Source organism: Roseobacter sp. HKCC-CH-9208 (assembly GCF_037805125.1).
Classification (GTDB): Bacteria; Pseudomonadota; Alphaproteobacteria; order Rhodobacterales; family Rhodobacteraceae; genus M30B80.
The window spans coordinates 1,526,675-1,549,445 of record NZ_JBBLYK010000001.1; the positions used below are offsets into that span (position 1 = coordinate 1,526,675).

Annotated in this window: 19 protein-coding genes and 1 tRNA gene; 16 read left to right on the plus strand and 4 right to left on the minus strand. The window is 54.9% G+C overall.

Going from position 1 to position 22,771, the window contains the following annotated elements; all coding sequences use genetic code 11:
• Positions 1-101: 101 nt before the first annotated feature.
• From AAC621_RS07650 to AAC621_RS07660, 3 genes are all read right to left on the minus strand, one after another.
• Positions 102-683 (minus strand): cob(I)yrinic acid a,c-diamide adenosyltransferase, encoded by a 582-nt coding sequence (locus AAC621_RS07650; RefSeq protein WP_340253973.1) that lies wholly within the window; start codon positions 681-683, stop codon positions 102-104.
• Between the two features lie 24 nt (positions 684-707).
• Positions 708-905, minus strand: coding sequence for a twin transmembrane helix small protein (locus tag AAC621_RS07655; protein WP_317657285.1), 198 nt, complete (start codon positions 903-905; stop codon positions 708-710).
• 105 nt (positions 906-1,010) lie between these two features.
• Entirely contained in the window at positions 1,011-1,838 is an 828-nt protein-coding gene (locus tag AAC621_RS07660; RefSeq protein ID WP_340253976.1) for an SDR family NAD(P)-dependent oxidoreductase, read from the minus strand.
• Positions 1,839-2,027: 189 nt separating this feature from the next.
• Between AAC621_RS07660 and AAC621_RS07665 the strand changes: the two genes are divergently transcribed.
• From AAC621_RS07665 to tuf, 3 genes are all read left to right on the plus strand, one after another.
• The gene (locus AAC621_RS07665) at positions 2,028-4,331 is read left to right on the plus strand and encodes a DNA topoisomerase IV subunit A (RefSeq protein ID WP_340253979.1); all 2,304 of its coding nucleotides are present in this window, start codon (positions 2,028-2,030) and stop codon (positions 4,329-4,331) included.
• A 27-nt stretch (positions 4,332-4,358) separates the two neighbouring features.
• Positions 4,359-5,060 carry a hypothetical protein gene (locus tag AAC621_RS07670; protein WP_340253982.1) on the plus strand — a complete coding sequence of 234 codons (702 nt, stop codon included), beginning with the start codon at positions 4,359-4,361 and terminating at the stop codon, positions 5,058-5,060.
• Positions 5,061-5,187: 127 nt separating this feature from the next.
• Complete coding sequence (gene tuf / locus AAC621_RS07675; RefSeq protein ID WP_340243653.1) at positions 5,188-6,363, plus strand: elongation factor Tu; 1,176 nt, start codon at positions 5,188-5,190, stop codon at positions 6,361-6,363.
• A 57-nt stretch (positions 6,364-6,420) separates the two neighbouring features.
• Here tuf and AAC621_RS07680 read toward each other — a convergent pair whose 3' ends face one another.
• Positions 6,421-7,131 (minus strand): lysophospholipid acyltransferase family protein, encoded by a 711-nt coding sequence (locus AAC621_RS07680; protein WP_340253985.1) that lies wholly within the window; start codon positions 7,129-7,131, stop codon positions 6,421-6,423.
• A gap of 124 nt (positions 7,132-7,255) precedes the next feature.
• Between AAC621_RS07680 and AAC621_RS07685 the strand changes: the two genes are divergently transcribed.
• The 13 genes from AAC621_RS07685 (at position 7,256) to rpsG (ending at position 22,766) form a co-directional block, all read left to right on the plus strand.
• Positions 7,256-7,331: transfer RNA gene (locus tag AAC621_RS07685), tRNA-Trp, on the plus strand.
• A 103-nt stretch (positions 7,332-7,434) separates the two neighbouring features.
• Positions 7,435-7,626 carry a preprotein translocase subunit SecE gene (secE, locus tag AAC621_RS07690; protein ID WP_317657489.1) on the plus strand — a complete coding sequence of 64 codons (192 nt, stop codon included), beginning with the start codon at positions 7,435-7,437 and terminating at the stop codon, positions 7,624-7,626.
• A 191-nt stretch (positions 7,627-7,817) separates the two neighbouring features.
• Positions 7,818-8,351, plus strand: coding sequence for a transcription termination/antitermination protein NusG (nusG, locus tag AAC621_RS07695; RefSeq protein ID WP_340253988.1), 534 nt, complete (start codon positions 7,818-7,820; stop codon positions 8,349-8,351).
• 151 nt (positions 8,352-8,502) lie between these two features.
• Positions 8,503-8,955, plus strand: a complete 453-nt coding sequence (gene rplK / locus AAC621_RS07700) for a 50S ribosomal protein L11 (RefSeq protein ID WP_340253991.1) — start codon at positions 8,503-8,505, stop codon at positions 8,953-8,955.
• A 3-nt stretch (positions 8,956-8,958) separates the two neighbouring features.
• Positions 8,959-9,657 (plus strand): 50S ribosomal protein L1, encoded by a 699-nt coding sequence (gene rplA / locus AAC621_RS07705; protein WP_340253994.1) that lies wholly within the window; start codon positions 8,959-8,961, stop codon positions 9,655-9,657.
• Positions 9,658-10,012: 355 nt separating this feature from the next.
• Positions 10,013-10,531, plus strand: a complete 519-nt coding sequence (rplJ, locus tag AAC621_RS07710) for a 50S ribosomal protein L10 (RefSeq protein ID WP_340253997.1) — start codon at positions 10,013-10,015, stop codon at positions 10,529-10,531.
• Between the two features lie 75 nt (positions 10,532-10,606).
• Complete coding sequence (gene rplL, locus AAC621_RS07715) at positions 10,607-10,990, plus strand: 50S ribosomal protein L7/L12 (RefSeq protein WP_317657484.1); 384 nt, start codon at positions 10,607-10,609, stop codon at positions 10,988-10,990.
• 250 nt (positions 10,991-11,240) lie between these two features.
• Entirely contained in the window at positions 11,241-15,377 is a 4,137-nt protein-coding gene (rpoB, locus tag AAC621_RS07720) for a DNA-directed RNA polymerase subunit beta (protein WP_340254000.1), read from the plus strand.
• A 70-nt stretch (positions 15,378-15,447) separates the two neighbouring features.
• Positions 15,448-19,677 (plus strand): DNA-directed RNA polymerase subunit beta', encoded by a 4,230-nt coding sequence (rpoC, locus tag AAC621_RS07725; RefSeq protein ID WP_340254003.1) that lies wholly within the window; start codon positions 15,448-15,450, stop codon positions 19,675-19,677.
• Between the two features lie 144 nt (positions 19,678-19,821).
• Positions 19,822-20,565: a glycosyltransferase gene (locus tag AAC621_RS07730; protein ID WP_340254006.1), complete on the plus strand. Its 744-nt coding sequence runs from the start codon at positions 19,822-19,824 to the stop codon at positions 20,563-20,565.
• Between the two features lie 154 nt (positions 20,566-20,719).
• Entirely contained in the window at positions 20,720-21,667 is a 948-nt protein-coding gene (locus tag AAC621_RS07735) for a DMT family transporter (RefSeq protein WP_340254009.1), read from the plus strand.
• A 244-nt stretch (positions 21,668-21,911) separates the two neighbouring features.
• Positions 21,912-22,283 carry a 30S ribosomal protein S12 gene (gene rpsL, locus AAC621_RS07740; protein ID WP_150420941.1) on the plus strand — a complete coding sequence of 124 codons (372 nt, stop codon included), beginning with the start codon at positions 21,912-21,914 and terminating at the stop codon, positions 22,281-22,283.
• A 12-nt stretch (positions 22,284-22,295) separates the two neighbouring features.
• The gene (gene rpsG, locus AAC621_RS07745; protein WP_317657479.1) at positions 22,296-22,766 is read left to right on the plus strand and encodes a 30S ribosomal protein S7; all 471 of its coding nucleotides are present in this window, start codon (positions 22,296-22,298) and stop codon (positions 22,764-22,766) included.
• The last annotated feature ends 5 nt before the right edge of the window (positions 22,767-22,771 follow it).

Sequence of the window (22,771 nt, forward strand, 5' to 3'; positions counted from 1 at the left end):
TCGCTGATTCCCTGCGGCAACAGACCAAAAGCGGCATCTGAGACGCTCTAACGCGGCGCTGCTCTCGAGAAAACTAATTTTAATGGCTTGTTTGCGGTAACCTACTCAGCCTCGCGATTGGCGCCGGGTGTCCACAAAATATCCGCTTTGCCACCTTCATTGGCTACGCGACCTGCAACGAAGAACCAATCAGAAAGGCGGTTTAGATATTTCACCGCCATAGGGTTGACCGATTCCATTGTTGCCAATTCCACGCAATTGCGCTCGGCGCGGCGGCAGACGGTGCGACACATGTGCAGATGTGCCGACAAGGCGGTGCCACCTGGCAAAATGAAACTGCGCAGCGGTTCCAAATCGGCGTTCATCTTGTCGATTTCTTTTTCCAAACGCGTCACTTGCACCTCAACAATGCGTAGGGCGGGATAGGGGCGTTCGGCGTCTTTCTCGATATTTGGGGTGCAAAGATCAGCCCCTAGGTCGAAAAGATCGTTCTGGATGCGGGCAAGATGCGCACTCATCTCGTCACTGGCTTCAAGCCGCGCGATGCCCAAGGTCGCGTTTAACTCGTCCACGGTTCCATATGCTGTGACGCGCATGGAATGTTTCGCCACTCGGCTGCCATCACCCAAGGCGGTTTCACCGTCATCACCTGTTTTTGTGTAAATTTTGTTCAAAACGACCATGGGTCTGCTCCCTTAATTGGCTGCCTAGCCGCGCAAAATGACAAAAAGAACGATCAAAATCACCGCCACAAATTGTGCGATGATACGGGCTTGCATGAATTTATTTGATTGCTTCGCGCTTTCGGCGGTGCCTTTGCGGAAGGAATTAATGCCAAGAAACAAGATCGCCACAACGACCAGACAGGCCAAGGCGACAACAATAAAAAGCGGGTCGTTGATCATTTGGGTTTCCCTTCGGTCGTGGCGGTCTGTGATAGGCCACAGCTAGTGCGTTTTTCACAGAGGCGAATTATTTTTGCCAGAGGGCAATGGACGGATGCGGCAATCTCACCCTTTTGCGATCAGCCAATCAAGAGTGCGGGTTGGTAACACCCGTTTCGCGGTCGACATGAAATAGCTTGGCGTTGTGATGTAATAGCGCGGCTTGGGGCGTGATGCCTCAAGCGCATGAACAAGCTTCTTCAGAACCGCCTCGGGGGGCAGTTCAAACGGGTCAGGCCCACGCTCCTCATAAAGGCGTTTCAACAAGCCGTTGCGATATTGATCCGCGCGTGCAGAATTTTCCCAATCAATCCATTTTTCGAAAAGCGGAATGGAATTCTGTCGGATTTTCGAGGTGACGGGGCCCGTGTTCAATGTGCTGATGCTGATATTTGTGTCGCGCATCTCAAGGCGCAGCGTGTCGGTCAGCCCTTCAAGCGCGAATTTGGTCGACACATAGGCCGCGCGCCATTTCAAGGTCACAAGCCCTAAGATAGACGAATGTTGCACGATGCGGCCATGCCCCTGTGCGCGCATCACAGGGATCACGCGGCGCGTCAGATCATGAACTCCGAAAACATTGGTTTCGAAAATCTCAGCCAAAGCGCCGCGTGGCAAATCTTCGACTGCACCGGGGATACCAAAGGCCCCGTTTGAGAAGAGCGCATCAAGGGTGCCGCCCGTCACCTTAAGGCAGTTTGCAAGCCCTGTCTCCACAGATGCAGGGTCGGCGTAATCCAATTGCACGGCCTCGAACCCATCGGCGCGCAGCGCCGCAACATCCGCCGCTTTGCGGGCGCTTGCGATCACCCGCCAACCGCGTGCCCGCAACCCGCGCGCGCAGCACGCCCCGATGCCTGACGAACAGCCTGTTATCAGAATAGATTTTGTCATGGTCTTTGCCTTTGCCCTGTCGCAGCCTTTGCCTATGTGTGATGCACAAAATGCGCAATCACGGATCACAGCGGCGGCATGCTATTCTGGCGATCTGGGGCAAAAAACCGCGCAGGCGAGGAATAATTTATCGCAATGGGTGCACGGGGCGCTTGTTTGGTCGGGGCAATTTGCCTATCAGGTTGTGCAATGAGCGAGCAGAATGACAGTTTTGACGAGAAGCGGGAAATTGAGCCGCTCAGCCGTGCCATTGGCACGCGCTATCTGCAATATGCGCTCTCCACCATCATGCATCGCGCCCTGCCTGATGCGCGTGATGGCCTGAAACCTGTTCATCGCCGTATCCTGTTTGCAATGCGCGAGTTGCGTTTGGCCTCGAACGGGGGCTTCCGTAAATCTGCGAAAATCTCGGGCGATGTGATGGGGAATTACCACCCACATGGCGATGCCGCGATTTATGACGCAATGGCGCGCTTGGCCCAAGATTTTAACCTGCGCTATCCACTGGTTGATGGTCAGGGAAATTTTGGAAATATTGATGGCGATAACCCCGCGGCAAGCCGATATACTGAGGCGCGTATGACCGCGATGGCCGAGGCGCTGCTTGAAGGGTTGGACGAAAACGCCGTTGATTTTCGCCCAAATTACGATGGCACCTTGACGGAACCCGAGGTTCTGCCCGCAGCCTTCCCCAATCTTTTGGCCAACGGGGCGAGCGGGATTGCGGTGGGCATGGCCACAAACATTCCTCCGCATAATTTGGACGAGCTCATTGCCGCATGTTTGCATTTGATCAAAACCCCAGATGCCCGCGATGAAACACTTTTGAATTATATCCAAGGCCCCGATTTCCCCACGAGCGGCGTGATTGTCGAGCCGCGTGATAGTATTGCGGAAACATATCGCACGGGCCGTGGCGCGTTTCGCTTGCGCGCAAAATGGGAGGTCGAGGATCAAGGCCGCGGATCATGGGTGATCGTGGTTACAGAAATTCCGTTTCAGGTTCAGAAATCCAAGCTGATCGAAAAGCTGGCCGAACTGATCCAAACGAAAAAAGTGCCAATTTTGGCCGATCTTCGGGATGAATCGACCGAAGATATTCGCATCGTGCTTGAGCCGCGCTCGCGCAATGTAGACCCAGAAGTTTTGATGGGGATGCTGTTCCGCAATTCAGACCTTGAGACGCGGTTTTCGCTGAATATGAATGTGCTGATTGATGGGCGCGTGCCAAAAGTGTGCAGCCTCAAGGAAGTGCTGCGCGCCTTCCTCGACCATCGCCGCGATGTGTTGATCCGCCGTTCCGAGCATCGCATGGCAAAAATCGATCACCGCTTAGAGGTTCTTGAAGGCTTTCTGATCGCCTTCCTTAATCTTGACCGCGTGATTGATATTATCCGCTATGACCAAGACCCCAAAGCTGCAGTGATGCGCGAAGATTGGTCACGCACATTCGTGCGCGCTACCTCCGAATTGGATTATCAGACCCCGCCCGAAGGCGAGGGTGAACTGACCGAAACGCAGACCGATGCCATTCTCAATATGCGTCTGCGCAGTCTGCGCCGACTGGAGGAGATGGAATTGCAGCGCGAACGTGACGCTCTGATGGAAGAACGTGCGAGCCTAGAGGATTTGTTGGAAACCGAAAGCCTGCAATGGGCACGGATTGCCGATGAATTGCGTGAATTCCGCAAGAAATTTGGCGCAAGCGCCGAAGGCGGCGCACGCCGCACCGCCTTTGCCGAAGCGGGCGAGATTGAAGATGTGCCGCTTGAGGCGATGATTGAGCGCGAACCGGTTACGGTGGTGTGTTCAGCCATGGGATGGGTGCGGGCGGTCAAAGGCCATGTTGATCTTGGCACAGAGATGAAGTTCCGCGATGGTGATGCGGGCCGTTTCCTGTTCCATGCGGAAACAACCGATAAGTTGCTGGCTTTTGCCTCCAACGGACGTTTCTACACGATCCAAGCTTCGAACCTGCCCGGTGGGCGCGGCTTGGGCGAACCTTTGCGCCTGATGGTAGATTTGCCCAATGAGGCCGAGATTTTGGCGTTCTTCCCCTATCTTGAGGGGCAGAAATTACTTTTGGCCTCAAGTGCGGGGGATGGGTTCCTCGTTGCTGAAGATGAGGTTTTGGCGCAGACGCGCACAGGGCGGCAAGTCTTGAACCTGCGCGAAGGTGTACGTGCGGTTGTCTGCCATAGATTGGCGGCAGAGGATGATCACATCGCAGTTGTCGGTGAAAATCGCAAAGTGCTGATCTTCCCTCTTGACGAACTGCCCGAACTTGCGCGCGGTAAAGGTGTGCGGCTGCAAAAATACAAAGATGGCGGTTTGGTCGATGCGCGTGGCTTGCGTTTGGCCGATGGTCTAAGTTGGTCTGATCCTGCGGGGCGCACCCGCACGGAAACAGAACTTGCCGATTGGATTGGCAAACGGGCCACGGCAGGGCGCATGGCACCGCGCGGTTTCCCAAGGGATAACCGCTTTACATAACCGCTTTGACAACACTGGGGGTCTGTCATGCGATTTTTAACATTCTCAAGGCGCGGTGTTACGGCGGGAATGATATCCCTGCTGCTACTTGGTTGTGCAGCCCTCGATCCTTTGGGTCAGGCGCAAATCCCGATGGGGGATTTTGCCTTGGGGTTCAATATTGTTGTTGCTGATAATATGCAGCAAGTCTCCCCCTCACGCGATGCCACGCCCGAAGAGTGGATTGCGGTGATCTCCTCAGAGATTGATCGCCGATTTGGGGCCTATGAGGGGGATAAGCTCTACCATATTGCGCTGAGTGTAGATGCCTATTCTCTGGCCCCTCCTGGTATTCCCGTCCTTCTCAGCCCAAAATCGGTTTTGGTGATTTCTGCCAATATTTGGGACGATGCGGCAGGGGTGAAATTGCATGAGGCACCCAACCAAATCACCATTTTTGAGGGCGCGTCACCCGATACGATATTTGGATCGGGCTTCACCCGTGACCGCGAAGAACAGATGCAGATTTTGGCCCGCAACGCGGCGAAGCGCGTGCAGGCATGGATGCTTGAAAACCCGCAATGGTTTGGCATTGACCCCGATGCGGCCAATGCGGCGCTTGAGGGGTTAGATGTGCCCCCCGATCCTTTGGCTGATGCGGATCTTACTGCCCTTGAGGTGCCCGAAATGGCCATGGCAGAAACCAGTGCCACGCCAACTGTCAGGCCCGTTCCACGTCCTACGCCCTAAGCCAGTTTGCAACCATGGGCTGAATGGTCTGAATGTCGTCTTGATTTTTTGTCTCAAGCCTCGTAACGAGCGCGCGTGTTGAACTCGGGCACAGATTTTGCCCCCCAAAAAATGAGGCGCCAGGGCTATGGCAAAGGAAAAGTTTGAACGTAATAAGCCGCACGTGAACATTGGCACGATTGGTCACGTTGACCACGGCAAGACGACACTGACGGCAGCGATCACGAAGTATTTTGGTGATTTCAAGGCGTATGATCAGATTGACGGCGCCCCTGAAGAGAAGGCGCGCGGGATCACGATTTCGACTGCGCACGTTGAGTATGAGACAGATGCGCGTCACTACGCGCATGTGGACTGCCCTGGTCACGCTGACTATGTGAAGAACATGATCACAGGTGCGGCGCAGATGGACGGCGCGATCTTGGTTGTGAACGCGGCGGATGGCCCTATGCCACAGACGCGCGAGCACATTTTGCTTGGTCGTCAGGTTGGTATCCCTGCGATGGTTGTTTACATGAACAAAGTCGATCAGGTTGATGACGAAGAGTTGTTGGAACTTGTTGAGATGGAAATCCGCGAGCTTCTGTCTTCTTACGACTTCCCTGGCGATGACATTCCTGTTGTTAAAGGGTCTGCTTTGGCGGCGATGGAAGGTCGTGACGCAGAGATCGGTGAGAACTCGATCCGCGCGTTGATGGAAGCTGTTGACAGCTACATCCCAACGCCTGCACGCGCAGTTGACCAGCCTTTCTTGATGCCGATCGAAGACGTGTTCTCGATTTCTGGCCGCGGCACAGTTGTGACGGGCCGTGTTGAGCGCGGTGTGATCAATGTGGGTGACGAGATTGAGATCGTTGGTATCCGCGACACCTCCAAGACGACCTGCACAGGCGTTGAGATGTTCCGCAAGCTGCTTGACCGTGGTGAAGCGGGCGACAACATCGGCGCGCTTCTGCGTGGTGTTGACCGTGAGGGCGTTGAGCGTGGTCAGGTTCTCTGCAAGCCAGGTTCTGTGAAGCCACACACGAAGTTCGAAGCTGAGGCCTATATCCTCACGAAAGAAGAAGGTGGTCGTCACACCCCATTCTTCGCGAACTACCGTCCTCAGTTCTACTTCCGCACCACGGACGTCACCGGCACTGTGACCCTGCCTTCTGGCACGGAAATGGTTATGCCCGGCGACAACCTGAAGTTCGAAGTCGAGCTGATCGCCCCCATCGCGATGGAAGATGGTCTGCGCTTCGCCATCCGCGAAGGCGGCCGCACAGTCGGCGCAGGCGTGGTCTCCAAAATCATCGCTTAATCGTTAGCGATTTTCTAAACTCAAAGAAAGCCGCGCCTTCGGGGGCGGCTTTTTTCATTAAAGCTGTGCGGTATTGTGACCTACTTTTTGATCTGCTGCGAGCGCCTCTGCATCCATGAAGGATTGCAGTCTTTCGGCCAGTGTGGCGGTCTCGGCCTCCGAGAGCTTCGGGGGCACAGTCGCCTCCCAAACCCGCCAACGCAGATGCAGTTTGGTAAAGGGCAGCGGAAAGATCAGCCGATCCCATGTTGGCCATGTGAGATAATGTTTGGCTGAAAAAGTAAAACTGACCACAGGCACTTGGGCGGAGCGCGCCCATTGGATCGGGGTTGATTTTGCGACCCGCGCAGGCCCGCGTGGCCCATCTGGCGAGACGCCAATCGAGATGCCCTCGCGCAACCCTTTCAGGATCAGGCGCATTTCAGCGGCCCCAAGGATACCGCGCGGCATTGGCACGCTTTCATAGCCGAAATGGCGGTGGATATGGCCCACCAACCGCCCCGCCCGTGCATCAGACGTCAGGCTGCGACAGCGATATTTAGAAAGATCAAACATAAAGGGCGTCATCATCAGCCGTTGATGCCAACAAACGATGATCACAGCGCCATGGGTGGCCAATGCCGTCTCAACCTGTGCCCAACCCTCTTCCTCGCGGCGCGAGGTTGCGCGCACCAACTGTGCCCATGCCCCAAAAACCGCTGCAACCGCGCGATTTGCAAAGGCGGAATTTGCGATCCTTTTGCGTAGGGTTGTGGCGGTCTTGGTCATAGCTAGGTTCCTTCGCGCAAACTGTCCCGCCGTGCAAGCATCAAGCGGGAGATAAACCATAGAAATCTGCGCAGCCTTCCTCTTGCATTGGGGGCCAAGCCCCGCTATCAGCATGCACGGCCTTAGGGGTATAGCTCAGTTGGTAGAGCAACGGATTCCAAATCCGTAGGCCGCGGGTTCGAATCCTGCTGCCCCTGCCACTTTTCCGATTATCAGCCTTGGACTGCATATAGCGCGCTTCGCGGCTTGCATCATCGGCCGCGCTTGCCTATATCAGCCGACAATCGAAAAAGGTAAAAGACCATGGCCAACCCGATCCAATTTGTTCAACAAACCCGCGCCGAGATCGCCAAGATCGTTTGGCCGACCCGCCGCGAGCTTGTGACCACCACCGCGATGGTATTCGCGATGGCGGTTTTGGCAGCGTTGTTCTTTTTCATGGTCGATTGGCTGATCCGCCAAGGTTTGGAATTGCTGCTGACGGCGGTAGGCTAAGACCCTTGAACCCTTGATTTTCCCTATTTCGGGGGGTAGGGGGACAAAGAATATTTCCCGGCGGCGTGTATCGATTCGAGATACACGCTGATTTTTTGTTTCGGGACGGCACGCGCGGCATGATGCCAAGCGGTTGGACACTAAAATAATTGGCGCGCGATCGCGCCTTACTTCGAGGATGGAAGAAGCGGATGGCGAAACGGTGGTATTCGGTGAGTGTGCTGTCAAATTTTGAAAAGCGCATCGCCGAGCAGATCAGAAACGCCGTGGCCGAAAAGGGCCTCGAGGATGAGATCGAAGAAGTTCTCGTTCCTGAAGAGGAAGTGATCGAGATTCGCCGTGGCAAGAAAGTAACCGTCCCGCGCCGCTTTATGCCTGGCTATGTTTTGGTGCGAATGGAATTGACCGACCGCGCCTATCATGCTGTTTCTTCGATCCCGCGCGTCACAGGGTTCCTTGGGCCGCAGGGCCGCCCCATGCCGATGCGCGATGACGAAGTGAACGTAATCCTAAACCGTGTCGAAGAGGGCGAGGCCAGCCCCCGCTCGACCATTACTTTTGATGTTGGTGAAAAGGTTAAGGTTAATGACGGGCCGTTTGAAGATTTTGATGGCATGGTCGAAGAAGTTGATGATGAGAACCAGCGCCTCAAGGTGACGGTCTCGATTTTCGGGCGCGCAACGCCCGTGGAATTGGAATTCACGCAGGTGTCGAAAACCGCCTGATGTGGGTGCGGCGCGCAGGCTCCGCTCATTCGTGGGAGGCAGGATCATGCGCGCATGATGTGCCGAACCACGCTAGCGACTGGGAAAGGGACGCGTCCCGATCCTGATAGGGTGCAGCCAAGCTGTGCCGATGAAAAAAAGGAGAGGCCAAATGGCCAAGAAACTTGCTGGAACGATGAAGCTGCAGATCCCTGCAGGTCAAGCTAACCCATCCCCACCTGTTGGCCCTGCATTGGGTCAGCGCGGGATTAACATCATGGAATTCTGCAAGGCGTTCAACGCCAAGACCGCAGATATGGAGCAAGGCGCACCTTGCCCTACCTTGATCACCTATTATCAAGACAAATCTTTTGCGATGGAAATCAAGACGCCGCCTGCGTCTTATTACTTGAAAAAGGCCGCAGGTTTGAAATCTGTTGGCAAGCGCAACCGCCCACGCGGTGCAGAAAATCCTGGTCGTGAGACCATCGCAACTGTGACTGTTGCTCAGGTTCGTGAAATCGCTGAAGCCAAAATGAAAGACCTCAGCGCGAACGATGTTGAAGCGGCAATGAAAATCATCCTCGGCTCTGCAAAGTCGATGGGTATTGAGGTGAAAGGGTAAGTTATGGGCAAGATTGGTAAGCGCGTAACGGCAGCCCGTGCCGCCTTCGCAGGAAAAGAAGACATCACAATCGAAGAAGCTGTTGAGCTGATCAAAGCCAATGCTTCGGCAAAATTCGATGAGTCGGTTGATATTTCAATGAACTTGGGTGTTGACCCTCGTCACGCTGACCAAATGGTGCGCGGCACAGTGACCTTGCCAAATGGCACAGGCAAATCTGTGCGCGTTGCGGTTTTCGCACGCGGTCCTAAGGCAGACGAAGCCAATGCCGCCGGCGCGGATATCGTTGGCGCAGAAGACCTGATGGAAATCGTTCAGGGCGGCAAGATCGAGTTTGATCGCTGCATCGCAACCCCTGACATGATGCCAATCGTGGGCCGTTTGGGTAAGGTTCTTGGGCCTCGTAACCTGATGCCAAACCCAAAAATCGGCACTGTGACCATGGACGTTAAAGAGGCCGTAGAAGCGGCCAAAGGCGGTCAGGTTCAGTTCAAGGTCGAGAAGGCGGGCATCGTTCATTGTGCAGTTGGCAAAGCCAGCTTTGACGCAGCGAAACTGGCGGAAAATATCCGGGCCTTTGTTGACGCAGTATCGAAGTCCAAGCCAGCAGGCGCGAAGGGCACTTATTTGAAGCGTATCACGCTCAGCTCCACCATGGGGCCTGGCGTGTCGGTTAGCGTTGAAAGCGCGACCAACGCGTAAACAGTTTTGGCCCTCTCTGTGCGAGGGGGCCGAAAGCCGCGGGGTTTGACCGCAAGAACTCGGGTGGGACAACTTTGGTCACAAAGTGGTGTTCCCTCTTGGGTTTCTTTGCGTTCTGTCGTATGGCCCCGTTTCGACCCGTGTCTGCGATTCGCTCGTGGGCGCGGTCACCTGTCCGAGACGGAGGGTGGGCACATGCCCGTAAATCCTTCCTGAGATGGGAAACGAGTTTCGGATTTCCGCAAGGCCACCGCGCCTTCGGGCGGTCTGGCTCGGGCCCCTCACTTGGACCCGAAGAGGTAGGGAAACCTGCCAAACTTGAGCCGGGGGGTGACCCCCTAATTGGAGTAGAACTGTGGATAGAGCCCAGAAAGAGAGAGTGGTCGAGGAACTCGGCCAAATCTTTGAAAGCTCTGGCGTTGTCGTGGTGTCTCACTACGCGGGCCTCACGGTTGCTGAGATGCAAGACCTGCGCGCGAAAATGCGCGAAGCTGGTGGGTCTGTACGCGTCGCCAAGAACAGGCTCGCCAAGATCGCCCTTCAAGGAACGCCTGCCGAAGGCATTGCTGACCTGATGACGGGCATGACTGTGTTGTCCTATTCCGAGGATCCTGTGGCTGCGGCCAAGGTTGTCCAGGACTACGCCAAGGCGAATGAAAAATTCGTCATTATTGGCGGTGCTATGGGCGGCACTGTACTTGATCAAGCTGGCGTTAAAGCCGTTGCGTCCATGCCATCCCGTGAGGAGCTTATTGCTTCGATCGTGGGCTGCATTGGGGCACCTGCTTCCAACATCGCTGGCGCAATTGGCGCACCTGCTTCGAATATTGCGAGCATCCTTTCGACCATCGAAGAGAAGGCCGAAGCCGCATAATGCAACCTTGAGACCCGTTATGTTTGGCTATGTCGCATGACGTTGGATCACAAATTTAGATACGGAAACCGAAAAATGGCTGATATCAAAAAACTTGCCGAAGAGATCGTGGGCTTAACCCTTCTCGAAGCACAAGAACTGAAGAACTACCTCAAAGACGAATATGGCATCGAGCCTGCTGCAGGCGGCGCTGTCATGATGGCAGGCCCTGCTGCTGGTGGTGACGCCGGCGCAGCTGCTGAAGAGAAAACCGAATTTGACGTTATCCTGAAATCTGCTGGCGGCAATAAAATTGCTGTCATCAAAGAAGTTCGCGGCATCACAGGTCTTGGCCTCGTTGAAGCGAAGAACCTCGTTGAAGCAGGTGGCAAGGCCGTCAAAGAAGGCGTTGCAAAAGCAGAAGCAGACGACATCAAAGCCAAGCTCGAAGCAGCTGGCGCAGAAGTCGAACTCAAGTAATCATGGAAGGAATGCGCTTGGCGCATTCCCCATGTTGCGATGTGGCTGGGTGGGTTTTTCCTGTCCAGCCATCCTCACCTAGATGAGGGCCTTGGTGGCCAAGACCTTCTTCTAGGTGTGGTGCAGGATCGGGAGCTTGCCGGTGGGACGGCAGGCATGAATGGATCCTCCATCCGCTTGTTTCAAAGCCCCCCGTGCCGTGGCCCCGACGGTGCGCGTGGAGCGAAAGAAACGAAAGGTGTATCAGAGCATGGCTCAGACCTACGCAGGCCAGAAGCGCATTCGCAAATTTTATGGCAAAATCCGTGAAGTATTGGAAATGCCGAACCTAATCGAGGTTCAGAAATCTTCCTATGACCTCTTCCTGAAATCAGGCGACCAAGACACGCCTTTGGATGGTGAAGGCATCAAGGGTGTTTTCCAGTCGGTTTTCCCGATCAAAGATTTCAACGAAACTTCGGTTTTGGAATTCGTTAAATACGAATTGGAAGCCCCGAAGTTTGATGTCGAGGAATGCCAAAGCCGCGATTTGACTTATGCTGCGCCGCTCAAGGTGACCTTGCGTTTGATCGTATTTGATGTTGACGAGGATACGGGCGCAAAATCCGTCAAAGACATCAAAGAGCAAGATGTGTTCATGGGCGATATGCCTTTGATGACGCCAAATGGCACGTTCATCGTGAACGGCACCGAGCGCGTGATCGTCAGCCAAATGCACCGTTCCCCTGGTGTGTTCTTCGACCATGACAAAGGCAAAAGCCATTCTTCGGGCAAGCTTTTGTTTGCTTGCCGCATCATCCCTTATCGCGGCTCTTGGTTGGATTTCGAGTTTGACGCCAAGGATATCGTATTTGCGCGCATTGACCGCCGCCGCAAATTGCCAGTGACCACGCTGCTTTATGCGCTTGGTTTGGATCAAGAAGGCATCATGGATGCCTATTATGACACTGTGATGTTCCGCTCTGTTAAGAACAAAGGTTGGGCAACCAAGTTCTTCCCCGAGCGCGTGCGCGGCACCCGTCCTACATTTGATCTTGTTGATGCAGCCACGGGTGAAGTCATCGCTGAGGCAGGCAAGAAGATCACCCCGCGCGCTGTGAAGCAGCTGATTGATGAGGGTAAAGTCTCCGAACTGTTGGTCCCTTTCGATCACATCGTGGGCCGCTTTGTTGCGAAGGATATCATCAACGAAGAAACTGGCGCGATTTATGTCGAAGCTGGGGACGAGTTGACATGGGAAACCGACAAGGATGGCAATGTCACGGGTGGCACGCTGAAGGATCTGATGGATGCGGGCATCACCGACATCCCAGTTCTCGACATCGATAACATCAATGTTGGCGCCTATATCCGCAACACTATGGCGGTTGATAAGAACATGAACCGCGAAGGTGCGTTGATGGATATCTATCGGGTCATGCGCCCAGGCGAGCCACCAACCGTTGAAGCGGCAAGCGCCCTCTTTGACACGCTGTTCTTCGACAGCGAGCGCTATGATCTGTCTGCCGTTGGTCGCGTTAAGATGAACATGCGCCTCGATCTCGATGCGCCTGACACAACCCGCATTCTGCGCCGCGAAGATATCGTTGCCTGCATCAAAGCCTTGGTTGAACTGCGCGATGGCAAGGGCGACATTGACGATATTGACCATTTGGGCAACCGCCGCGTGCGTTCGGTGGGTGAATTGATGGAGAACCAGTATCGCGTGGGCCTGCTTCGTATGGAGCGCGCGATCAAGGAACGTATGTCCTCGGTCGAAATCGATACTGTGATGCCACAGGATCTTATCAACGCGAAACCCGCCGCTGCGGCTGTTCGCGAATTCTTTGGCTCAAGCCAGTTGTCTCAGTTCATGGACCAGACCAACCCGCTGTCGGAAGTCACCCACAAGCGCCGCTTGTCGGCTCTTGGGCCTGGCGGTCTGACGCGCGAGCGCGCAGGGTTCGAGGTTCGTGACGTTCACCCAACCCATTATGGCCGTATGTGCCCGATTGAAACGCCAGAAGGGCCCAATATTGGTCTGATCAACTCGCTTGCGACCTTCGCGCGGGTGAACAAATATGGCTTCATCGAAACGCCATATCGCCGCGTTGTGGGCACCAAAGTGACCGATGAGGTCGTCTACATGTCCGCGACCGAAGAAATGCGCCACACAGTTGCGCAGGCCAACGCGACCTTGGACGCAAGCGGCAAGTTCATCAATGATCTGGTGAACACCCGTCAATCGGGCGAATACACGCTTGCACCGCGCGATCAGGTTGACCTGATTGACGTATCGCCCAAGCAGTTGGTTTCGGTTGCTGCCTCGCTCATTCCATTCTTGGAAAACGATGACGCGAACCGCGCTTTGATGGGCTCGAACATGCAACGTCAGGCGGTTCCGCTGTTGCAAGCTGACGCGCCTTTCGTAGGCACAGGCATCGAAAGTGTTGTTGCACGCGATTCTGGTGCGGCGATCATGGCCAAACGTGGCGGGATCATCGATCAAGTCGATGCAGAACGTATCGTTGTGCGCGCCACCGAAGATCTGGAACTGGGCGATGCGGGCGTGGATATTTACCGCCTTCGTAAATTCCAGCGCTCAAACCAGAACACCTGCATCAACCAGCGCCCCTTGGTGAAAGTGGGCGATCGTGTTGGCAAAGGTGAAGTGATTGCCGATGGCCCCTCGACCGATATGGGCGAATTGGCCTTGGGTAAGAACGTGGTTGTCGCGTTCATGCCATGGAATGGCTACAACTACGAAGACTCGATCCTCATTTCCGAGCGCATCGTGCGTGATGACGTTTTCACCTCGATCCATATCGAGGAATTCGAAGTTGCTGCCCGTGACACCAAGCTTGGGCCTGAGGAAATAACCCGCGACATTCCAAACGTAGGGGAAGAAGCCCTTCGCAACCTCGATGAGGCGGGCATCGTCTATATCGGCGCCGAAGTTGGGCCCGGTGACATTCTTGTTGGTAAGATCACGCCAAAGGGTGAAAGCCCAATGACCCCAGAAGAAAAACTTCTGCGGGCGATCTTTGGTGAAAAAGCGTCTGATGTGCGTGATACATCTTTGCGCCTGCCACCGGGTGATTTCGGGACAGTCGTGGAAGTGCGCGTTTTCAACCGCCATGGTGTCGACAAGGACGAGCGTGCGCTGCAAATTGAGCGCGAGATTGTCGAGCGTCTGGCACGCGACCGTGATGACGAGTTGGCAATTCTTGAGCGCAACATCTATGCGCGCCTCAAGTCCATGCTGCTTGGCAAAACTGCGGTAAAAGGGCCAAAAGGCGTCAAAGCAGGGTCTGAGATCACGGAAGAGTTGCTTGAAACGCTCAGCCACGGCCAGTGGTGGCAGCTTGCCCTTGGTGATGAAAAAGACGCCGCTGAAGTAGAGGCGCTGAACCAACAGTTTGACGCACAGAAGCGCACCTTGGATCATCGTTTTGAGGATAAGGTCGAGAAAGTTCGCCGCGGCGATGACCTGCCTCCAGGCGTGATGAAAATGGTCAAAGTCTTTATCGCCGTGAAGCGCAAGCTTCAGCCAGGTGATAAGATGGCGGGCCGTCACGGCAACAAGGGTGTGATCTCGAAAGTGGTTCCGATGGAGGATATGCCTTTCCTTGCAGATGGCACCCCTGTTGATTTCGTTCTGAACCCTCTCGGCGTGCCTTCGCGTATGAACGTGGGTCAGATTTTGGAAACCCATATGGGTTGGGCCGCACGCGGTCTGGGTCTGAAGATTGACGAAGCCTTGGACGAATATCGCCGCTCTGGTGACATGACGCCTGTGCGCGATGCCCTCAAAATCGCTTATGGTGATGAGGTGTATGGCGAGGCCTTTGCCGATCTGGACGACACAGCATTGGTTGAGTCCGCTTCAACCGTGACCCGCGGTGTTCCGATTGCAACGCCTGTATTTGACGGCGCAAAAGAGGCCGATGTAAACGATGCGCTGACCCGCGCGGGCTTTGACACATCGGGCCAATCGGTTCTTTACGATGGCCGCTCGGGTGAGCAATTCGCTCGTCCCGTCACCGTGGGTGTGAAATACCTGCTGAAACTGCATCACCTCGTGGATGACAAAATCCACGCGCGCTCGACAGGGCCATACAGCCTTGTCACTCAACAGCCGCTCGGCGGTAAGGCGCAATTCGGTGGGCAGCGCTTTGGTGAGATGGAGGTCTGGGCCTTGGAGGCTTATGGCGCTGCATACACCTTGCAGGAAATGCTTACTGTTAAGTCGGATGACGTTGCAGGCCGCACCAAGGTCTATGAATCGATCGTCAAAGGCGAGGACAATTTCGAAGCAGGCGTGCCTGAATCGTTCAACGTTCTCGTCAAGGAAGTGCGTGGCCTCGGCCTCAACATGGAACTCCTGGATGCGGAGGATGAAGAGTAAGCGGTTGGCGGGGCCCGTCCCCGCCGCTGCGTGATCCCCCATCTCTCTGCCCGAATTCAAGGATTTGAAAATGAACCAGGAACTCACGAACAACCCGTTCAACCCGCTTGTCGCGCCAAAAGCGTTTGACGAGATTAAAGTCTCGCTTGCCAGCCCTGAGCGTATTCTCAGCTGGTCTTATGGCGAGATCAAAAAGCCTGAGACGATCAACTACCGCACATTTAAGCCCGAGCGTGACGGCCTGTTCTGCGCGCGTATCTTTGGACCTGTAAAAGATTACGAATGTCTGTGCGGCAAATATAAGCGCATGAAGTATCGTGGCGTTGTCTGCGAAAAATGCGGCGTTGAGGTGACCTTGCAAAAGGTACGCCGCGAACGCATGGGCCATATCGAATTGGCTGCACCTGTTGCGCATATTTGGTTCCTGAAATCGCTGCCATCCCGCATTGGCCTGATGCTGGATATGACGCTGCGTGATCTGGAGCGGATCCTGTATTTCGAAAACTATGTGGTGATTGAGCCAGGTCTGACCGATCTGAGCTATGGTCAGCTTTTGTCCGAAGAAGAGTTCTTGGATGCGCAGGACGCTTATGGGTCTGATGCATTCCAAGCAAATATCGGCGCGGAAGCGATCCGCGAAATGCTTGCCAATATCGACCTTGAGGCTGAAGCAGCACAGCTGCGCGAAGACCTTAAGGAAGCCACCGGTGAGTTGAAGCCGAAGAAGATCATCAAGCGCCTCAAGATTGTTGAGAATTTCATCGAGTCTGGCAACCGCCCAGAATGGATGGTGCTGACAGTGATCCCCGTGATCCCACCAGAATTGCGTCCGCTTGTGCCGCTTGATGGTGGTCGTTTCGCGACATCGGATTTGAACGATCTTTATCGCCGCGTGATCAACCGCAACAACCGTCTGAAGCGTCTGATCGAATTGCGCGCACCTGACATCATCATCCGTAACGAAAAGCGGATGTTGCAGGAATCTGTAGATGCGTTGTTTGACAATGGCCGCCGTGGTCGCGTGATCACAGGTGCCAATAAGCGCCCGCTGAAATCGCTGTCTGATATGCTCAAGGGCAAGCAGGGTCGTTTCCGTCAGAACCTTTTGGGTAAGCGGGTCGACTTCTCCGGCCGTTCGGTCATTGTGACGGGCCCTGAGCTGAAACTTCACCAGTGCGGCCTGCCAAAGAAAATGGCCTTGGAACTGTTCAAGCCGTTTATCTATTCGCGCCTTGAAGCCAAGGGCCTGTCTTCGACAGTCAAGCAAGCCAAGAAATTGGTTGAAAAAGAGCGCCCCGAAGTTTGGGATATCTTGGACGAAGTGATCCGCGAGCATCCCGTTCTTTTGAACCGCGCGCCGACCTTGCACCGCTTGGGCATTCAGGCATTCGAGCCTGTCTTGATTGAAGGTAAGGCTATTCAGCTGCACCCTTTGGTCTGTTCTGCGTTTAACGCAGACTTTGACGGCGACCAGATGGCCGTTCACGTTCCATTGAGCCTTGAAGCGCAGCTTGAAGCCCGCGTTTTGATGATGTCCACGAACAACGTTCTGTCGCCTGCAAACGGCGCACCGATCATTGTGCCGTCTCAGGACATGGTTTTGGGTCTCTACTATGTGACCATGGAACGCGAAGGCATGAAGGGTGAAGGCATGTCCTTCTCCTCCATCGAGGAGGTCGAGCACGCCCTGACCGCAGGTGAGGTGCATCTGCACGCCAAAGTGACCGCGCGCATCAAGCAAATTGATGACGAGGGCAACGAGGTTTACCAGCGGTTTGAAACCACGCCTGGCCGTTTGCGCATTGGCGCGCTTCTGCCGCTAAACGCAAAAGCGCCGTTTGAATTGGTGAACCGCTTGCTGCGCAAAAAAGAAGTGCAGCAGGTCATCGACACTGTCTATCGCTATTGCGGTCAAAAAGAGAGCGTCATTTTCTGTGACCAGATCATGAGCCTTGGTTTCCGTGAAGCGTTCCGTGCAGGTATCTCCTTCGGTAAGGACGACATGGTTGTTCCTGACACGAAATGGACGTTGGTTGATGAAACCCGCGACCAAGTGAAGGAATTCGAACAGCAATATATGGACGGTCTCATCACCCAAGGTGAGAAATACAACAAGGTGATTGATGCGTGGTCGAAGGCCAACGACAAAGTCACTGATGCGATGATGGCGACCATCTCGGCGAAGAAATTCGATGAGAATGGCGCAGAGTCCGAGCCAAACTCCGTTTACATGATGGCCCACTCGGGCGCGCGGGGTTCTGTGACGCAGATGAAGCAGCTGGGTGGTATGCGCGGTCTGATGGCCAAACCATCGGGCGAGATCATCGAGACGCCAATCATCTCGAACTTTAAGGAAGGTCTGACCGTTCTTGAATACTTCAACTCGACCCACGGCGCCCGTAAGGGTCTGTCTGACACGGCGCTTAAAACGGCGAACTCGGGCTACTTGACCCGCCGTTTGGTGGACGTGGCGCAGGATTGCATCGTGCGTATGGTCGATTGCGGCACTGATGCCACAATCACCGCTGAAGCAGCGATCAATGATGGCGAGGTTGTCTCTTCATTGGCAGAGCGGATTTTGGGCCGCTCGGCTGGCGAAGACGTCATCGCACCTGCAACGGGCGAAGTGATCGTCTCCAAGGGTGAACTGATTGACGAGCGCAAGGCAGATGCGGTGGAAGCCGCCGGTCTTGCATCGATCAAAATCCGTTCGCCTTTGACCTGTGAGGCGGAAGAGGGGGTTTGCGCCGTCTGTTATGGTCGTGATCTTGCACGCGGCACGCGTGTAAACGTGGGTGAAGCGGTCGGTATCATCGCGGCTCAGTCCATTGGTGAACCTGGCACACAGCTGACGATGCGCACATTCCACATTGGTGGGGTTGCACAAGGTGGCCAGCAGAGTTTCCAAGAAGCCGGTCAAGAAGGCAAAATTGAGTATCGCAACGCCAACACGCTGAAGAACGCCGCAGGCGATGTGATCGTTGTTGGCCGCAATATGCAGATTGCTATCATTGATGATAACGGGGTCGAGCGCGCCGCGTTCAAACTGGGATACGGCACCAAGGTGCACGTGGCCGAGGGCGCGAAAGTGTCTCGTGGCGACCGCTTGTTTGAGTGGGATCCATACACCCTTCCAATCATCGCCGAGAAATCGGGCACAGTGAAATATGTCGACCTCGTCAGCGGCATCGCAGTTCGCGATGAAACTGATGACGCGACTGGCATGACCCAGAAGATCGTGATGGATTGGCGCGCTGCGCCAAAGGGCAATGAACTTAAGCCTGAAATCTTGATCGTGGGTGCCGATGGCGAACCTGTGCGCAATGATCAGGGCAACCCTGTGACCTATCCGATGTCGGTGGACGCCATTCTTTCGGTGGAAGATGGCCAATCTGTCGAGGCGGGTGATGTTGTGGCCCGTATCCCGCGCGAAGGTGCAAAGACCAAGGACATTACCGGTGGTCTGCCGCGCGTTGCGGAATTGTTCGAAGCCCGCCGTCCAAAAGACCACGCCATCATCGCAGAGGTTGATGGTTATGTGCGCTTTGGCCGTGACTTCAAAAACAAGCGCCGCATCAGTGTTGTGCCTGTTGATGAGTCAATGGAGCCCGTGGAATACATGGTTCCAAAAGGCAAGCACATCCCCGTTGTCGAAGGTGATTTCGTTCAGAAGGGCGATTACATCATGGACGGCAACCCTGCACCGCATGATATTTTGCGGATCATGGGGATCGAGGCTTTGGCAGATTACCTCATTGACGAGGTGCAGGACGTCTATCGTCTGCAAGGTGTGAAGATCAACGATAAGCATATCGAAGTGATCGTGCGCCAGATGTTGCAGAAAATTGAAATCCTCGACTCAGGCGAGACAACGCTGCTGAAGGGTGAGCATGTCGACAAAGCAGAATTCGATGAGGAGAACGCCAAGGTCGAAGCCCGTGGTGGTCGTCCAGCGACAGGTGAGCCCGTGTTGCTTGGTATCACTAAGGCCAGCTTGCAGACTCGTAGCTTTATCTCTGCGGCGTCCTTCCAAGAGACAACCCGCGTTCTCACCGAGGCTTCGGTGCAGGGCAAGCGCGACAAGTTGGTTGGCCTCAAGGAAAACGTTATCGTGGGTCGCTTGATCCCTGCGGGCACAGGCGGCGCGACACAGCGCGTTCGCCGCATCGCAGCCGAGCGTGACAACAAGGTGATTGAGGCGGCCCGCGCTGAGGCAGAAGCCGCTGCAGCCCTGGCTGCACCAAGCGATGCTGATCTGGCCGATGCCACTGCAGACGCTGCAAGCGAGGGCGAAGAGTAAGAGCGTCTTGCGCTATGCGCAGTAAGCCATTGAAGCGCCCCGTTGCGATCTCGCAATGGGGCGTTTCCTTTTTTATACCGCCTCTTTCCCGATGCGCGCCCATCTCGTAAGCTTGGGGTGCTAAACTGGGAATGAAAGCGGCATATGGCCAAGAATTTATCCAATCAGATTGTGGGCGTCTGCCGTTTTTCCTATGCGGGCGAAGGTGGCTTTGCTTCGGCCACTATGAAGCAATGGGCGCTAGAGGCCATGCTCTATGATCCTGCGCGCATGAAGCAGCGATTTGTGTTGTTTGAACAAATCTGTCTCCAGTCCTTGGCCGCTCAAACGGATCAGGATTTCAAATTGATCGCTTTGATCGCGGATACGATGCCCTATCGGTGGCGGCGGCGTCTGAAGGATTTGATGGGCCCTTATCCCTTCCTGCAGGTTTGCACCCTTAAGGCAGCGGGGCCTTTAAACTCCACCCGCCGCGCCTTTCGGCGTGGGTGGGATCGTCATTCGAAATTCATCACGGGGTTTCGCATTGATGACGATGATGCCGTGGCCTGTGACTATATCGACAAGACACGCGCGGTCGCAGATCAGTTGTTGAAACTGGGGTGGGCTGATGAAGACACGCCTGCCGCTATCGCCTTTCATCGTGGCATTTATTGGAACATGAATTCCCAAGAAAAACCCTATTGGGAATTTTCGGAAATCGGCCCCTTGGGATTGGCCAGTGCGATGGTCACGCATAATGACAGTCTCGCCAATGTTTATCGGTGGAACCATCGCAAGATTGCAGCCAATGTGCGCACATGGTGTGATCCAAATGATGTGATGTTCGTGCGCACGCTGCATGGGGTGAATGACAGTAATCGTTCTATCCCCCCACTGCCGAGTTGATGGAGATCACCAAAGCACAAACCCTGATGCGCGACCGCTTTGCGCTGCAACCGATCAAGACCCTTGATGCGCTTGTGCGATTGCGCGAAAGTGACCCCAATAGTGACGATGACTGAGCCTAGATTTTCGCTCAGACCACCAAGGAGCGCGGTTTTTGACACCCAATATCAAGGGCGCATTGCTGATGTCAGGCGCCATGGCCGCCTTTACGCTCAATGATACATTGGTGAAACTGGTCACTCAGACTGTGCCACTGTTTCAGATGATCTTTTTGCGGGGGGTTCTAACGGCCATTATGATGGTGGCCCTGCTTTGGTGGATGGGGAAGCTGCGCTTTAACATTCCACCTGTGGATCGCGGCAAGGTGATCAGCCGCATATTGGCCGAAATAGCCGCCATGATCACGTTTATGATTGCATTGATCCATATGCCTTTGGCCAATGTTGCCGCAATTCTGGCGGCTCTGCCGCTGAGTGTGACGTTGGTTGCCTTTCTCGTGTTCCGCGAACCTGTCGGGTGGCGGCGGATGCTGGCCATTGCGGTTGGTTTTGCAGGTGTCATGCTGATCGTAAAACCTGGGGGCGAGGGGTTCACCATCTACTCCATCTATGCGCTGATGACTGTGGGTTTTGTGACCATTCGTGATCTTCTGACCCGCCGCTTGTCACCCGACGCCCCCTCGATGGGTGTGGCCTTTATCACGGCCATTGCAGTGGGCCTATCGGGTGGGGTTTTGTCCATCAGTGAAGATTGGCAACCGATCAACATGATTGAGGCGACCTATATCATTGGCGCTGCAATCTGCATCATTGGGGGCTATCTGTTTTCTATCATGACCATGCGCGTAGGTGAAATTGGCGTGGTCGCGCCGTTTCGCTACACCGCCCTTGTTTGGGCGCTGATTTTGGGGTTCTTCGCGTTTGGGGATTGGCCCGATCTTTTGACTTTAATTGGGGCTGCAATTGTCGTGGCCTCGGGCATTTTCACGTTGCTGCGTGAACATCGCGTGGCGCGCCGTGCTGAACGGTTGGCGGCCTCGCTGACGGCAACCGCAGTGGCCGATGCCCCAATATCTGGCCCGTCTCAAATGCAGCGGGACTAGCGCAGACCCTGCCGCTGTTGACACCCCATACGATTCCCCCTATACGCCGCGCCATGAGCGGCATTTTGCGCGTTGCGCGAGCTTGCCCGAGATACAGAACTGAGTGGTCATGATCCAGGCGATTTGATGCCTCGATCCTCTGAGAATTCCACCGCGGCGGCCTCCAGGTAGGGAAAGGGCGCTTGCGGTTTTGGTGTTTTGCATACGCAAGATGCCCTTTGACATGAGCAAGACGGGGAACCGAATGCCTACGATTCAACAGCTGATCCGTAAACCGCGGCAGCCCAAAGTAAAACGCTCCAAGTCGCAGCACTTGGAATCCTGCCCGCAAAAGCGCGGCGTATGCACACGCGTCTACACCACGACGCCAAAGAAGCCGAACTCGGCTATGCGTAAGGTTGCCAAGGTGCGCCTGACGAATGGTTTTGAGGTCATCAGCTACATTCCTGGTGAGAAACACAACCTCCAAGAGCACTCTGTTGTTCTGATCCGTGGCGGCCGTGTGAAAGACCTTCCAGGTGTGCGTTATCACATTCTGCGCGGTGTGCTTGATACGCAGGGCGTTAAAGATCGCCGTCAGCGTCGTTCGAAATATGGCGCGAAGCGTCCGAAGTAAGAGGATACAGACATGTCCCGTCGTCACAGCGCTGAAAAACGCGAAGTTTTGCCCGACGCCAAATTTGGTGATCGTGTTCTGACAAAGTTCATGAATAATCTGATGATCGATGGTAAAAAATCGGTCGCAGAAAAGATCGTTTACAACGCGTTTGATCGCGTTGAGCAGCGTCTCAAGCGCGCGCCTGTGGAAGTGTTCCACGAAGCGCTCGACAATATCAAACCTGCTGTTGAAGTGCGCTCCCGCCGTGTGGGCGGTGCGACCTATCAGGTTCCTGTTGAAGTGCGCCCTGAGCGCCGTGAAGCGCTTGCGATCCGCTGGCTGATTAATGCGGCCCGTGCCCGTAACGAAAACACCATGGAAGAGCGCCTTGCAGGCGAATTGGTGGATGCGGTCAACGCACGCGGCGCAGCCGTCAAGAAACGTGAAGACACCCACAAGATGGCGGATGCGAACAAAGCGTTCAGCCATTATCGTTGGTAATTTTA

What these genes read in the sequence shown, in the direction of transcription:
- AAC621_RS07660 (WP_340253976.1), bottom strand. Translation starts at nt 1,838, where the DNA reads ATGACAAAATCTATTCTGATAACAGGCTGTTCGTCAGGCATCGGGGCG.
- rplL (WP_317657484.1), top strand. Translation starts at nt 10,607, where the DNA reads ATGGCTGATATCAAAAAACTTGCCGAAGAGATCGTGGGCTTAACCCTT.
- AAC621_RS07650 (WP_340253973.1), bottom strand. Translation starts at nt 683, where the DNA reads ATGGTCGTTTTGAACAAAATTTACACAAAAACAGGTGATGACGGTGAA.
- rpsL (WP_150420941.1), top strand. Translation starts at nt 21,912, where the DNA reads ATGCCTACGATTCAACAGCTGATCCGTAAACCGCGGCAGCCCAAAGTA.
- rplA (WP_340253994.1), top strand. Translation starts at nt 8,959, where the DNA reads ATGGGCAAGATTGGTAAGCGCGTAACGGCAGCCCGTGCCGCCTTCGCA.
- rpsG (WP_317657479.1), top strand. Translation starts at nt 22,296, where the DNA reads ATGTCCCGTCGTCACAGCGCTGAAAAACGCGAAGTTTTGCCCGACGCC.
- AAC621_RS07655 (WP_317657285.1), bottom strand. Translation starts at nt 905, where the DNA reads ATGATCAACGACCCGCTTTTTATTGTTGTCGCCTTGGCCTGTCTGGTC.
- AAC621_RS07670 (WP_340253982.1), top strand. Translation starts at nt 4,359, where the DNA reads ATGCGATTTTTAACATTCTCAAGGCGCGGTGTTACGGCGGGAATGATA.
- nusG (WP_340253988.1), top strand. Translation starts at nt 7,818, where the DNA reads ATGGCGAAACGGTGGTATTCGGTGAGTGTGCTGTCAAATTTTGAAAAG.
- AAC621_RS07680 (WP_340253985.1), bottom strand. Translation starts at nt 7,131, where the DNA reads ATGACCAAGACCGCCACAACCCTACGCAAAAGGATCGCAAATTCCGCC.
- rpoB (WP_340254000.1), top strand. Translation starts at nt 11,241, where the DNA reads ATGGCTCAGACCTACGCAGGCCAGAAGCGCATTCGCAAATTTTATGGC.
- AAC621_RS07730 (WP_340254006.1), top strand. Translation starts at nt 19,822, where the DNA reads ATGGCCAAGAATTTATCCAATCAGATTGTGGGCGTCTGCCGTTTTTCC.
- secE (WP_317657489.1), top strand. Translation starts at nt 7,435, where the DNA reads ATGGCCAACCCGATCCAATTTGTTCAACAAACCCGCGCCGAGATCGCC.
- rplK (WP_340253991.1), top strand. Translation starts at nt 8,503, where the DNA reads ATGGCCAAGAAACTTGCTGGAACGATGAAGCTGCAGATCCCTGCAGGT.
- AAC621_RS07665 (WP_340253979.1), top strand. Translation starts at nt 2,028, where the DNA reads ATGAGCGAGCAGAATGACAGTTTTGACGAGAAGCGGGAAATTGAGCCG.
- tuf (WP_340243653.1), top strand. Translation starts at nt 5,188, where the DNA reads ATGGCAAAGGAAAAGTTTGAACGTAATAAGCCGCACGTGAACATTGGC.
- rpoC (WP_340254003.1), top strand. Translation starts at nt 15,448, where the DNA reads ATGAACCAGGAACTCACGAACAACCCGTTCAACCCGCTTGTCGCGCCA.